Annotated in this window: 1 tRNA gene and 1 rRNA gene; both read right to left on the bottom strand. The window is 50.0% G+C overall.

Going from position 1 to position 1,855, the window contains the following annotated elements:
* Positions 1–10: 10 nt before the first annotated feature.
* A tRNA-Ile gene (locus GTU69_RS16780) sits at positions 11–87 on the bottom strand.
* Between the two features lie 61 nt (positions 88–148).
* A 16S ribosomal RNA gene (locus GTU69_RS16775) occupies positions 149–1,686 on the bottom strand.
* Positions 1,687–1,855 lie beyond the last annotated feature (169 nt).

Below are 1,855 nucleotides of genomic sequence, written 5' to 3'. Positions count from 1 at the left end.
CAGTCAGTAGTGGTGGGTCTGACAAGACTTGAACTTGTGACCCCACGCTTATCAAGCGTGTGCTCTAACCAACTGAGCTACAGACCCTCAGATACATCGTCATGAAGAACAACTTGTTGTGGATTCTTACCAATCGTCAATCTTTCGTTAAGGAGGTGATCCAGCCGCAGGTTCCCCTACGGCTACCTTGTTACGACTTCACCCCAGTCATCGGCCACACCGTGGTAAGCGTCCTCCTTACGGTTAGACTACCTACTTCTGGTGCAACAAACTCCCATGGTGTGACGGGCGGTGTGTACAAGGCCCGGGAACGTATTCACCGCGGCATTCTGATCCGCGATTACTAGCGATTCCGACTTCATGGAGTCGAGTTGCAGACTCCAATCCGGACTACGATCGGCTTTTTGAGATTAGCATCCTATCGCTAGGTAGCAACCCTTTGTACCGACCATTGTAGCACGTGTGTAGCCCTGGTCGTAAGGGCCATGATGACTTGACGTCGTCCCCGCCTTCCTCCAGTTTGTCACTGGCAGTATCCTTAAAGTTCCCGGCTTAACCCGCTGGCAAATAAGGAAAAGGGTTGCGCTCGTTGCGGGACTTAACCCAACATCTCACGACACGAGCTGACGACAGCCATGCAGCACCTGTATGTAAGTTCCCGAAGGCACCAATCCATCTCTGGAAAGTTCTTACTATGTCAAGACCAGGTAAGGTTCTTCGCGTTGCATCGAATTAAACCACATGCTCCACCGCTTGTGCGGGCCCCCGTCAATTCATTTGAGTTTTAGTCTTGCGACCGTACTCCCCAGGCGGTCTACTTATCGCGTTAGCTGCGCCACTAAAGCCTCAAAGGCCCCAACGGCTAGTAGACATCGTTTACGGCATGGACTACCAGGGTATCTAATCCTGTTTGCTCCCCATGCTTTCGTACCTCAGCGTCAGTATTAGGCCAGATGGCTGCCTTCGCCATCGGTATTCCTCCAGATCTCTACGCATTTCACCGCTACACCTGGAATTCTACCATCCTCTCCCATACTCTAGCTTCCCAGTATCGAATGCAATTCCTAAGTTAAGCTCAGGGATTTCACATCCGACTTAAAAAGCCGCCTACGCACGCTTTACGCCCAGTAAATCCGATTAACGCTCGCACCCTCTGTATTACCGCGGCTGCTGGCACAGAGTTAGCCGGTGCTTATTCTGCGAGTAACGTCCACTATCCCTAGGTATTAACTAGAGTAGCCTCCTCCTCGCTTAAAGTGCTTTACAACCAAAAGGCCTTCTTCACACACGCGGCATGGCTGGATCAGGGTTCCCCCCATTGTCCAATATTCCCCACTGCTGCCTCCCGTAGGAGTCTGGGCCGTGTCTCAGTCCCAGTGTGGCGGATCATCCTCTCAGACCCGCTACAGATCGTCGCCTTGGTAGGCCTTTACCCCACCAACTAGCTAATCCGACTTAGGCTCATCTATTAGCGCAAGGTCCGAAGATCCCCTGCTTTCCCCCGTAGGGCGTATGCGGTATTAGCATCCCTTTCGAGATGTTGTCCCCCACTAATAGGCAGATTCCTAAGCATTACTCACCCGTCCGCCGCTAAGTTATGGTGCAAGCACCACAACTCCGCTCGACTTGCATGTGTTAAGCCTGCCGCCAGCGTTCAATCTGAGCCATGATCAAACTCTTCAGTTTAAAATCAATAGTGCTTTATTCAAAACACCAAATCTGGCTCATCAATTTTCTGACAAATATTTCTCAAATAAACTTCGAGTAATTTCTACCATCAATCAATGAAAATAATTTCGATCAATCAACCAGTAAAAATCCACACAAGTTGTTCTTCATAATCTCTTAATGATCT

The organism is Acinetobacter sp. SA01, from assembly GCF_011319235.1.
Taxonomy (GTDB): Bacteria; Pseudomonadota; Gammaproteobacteria; order Pseudomonadales; family Moraxellaceae; genus Acinetobacter.
Note: the sequence above shows the minus strand (reverse complement) of the source record. Positions and strands in the feature narration are given on the sequence as shown.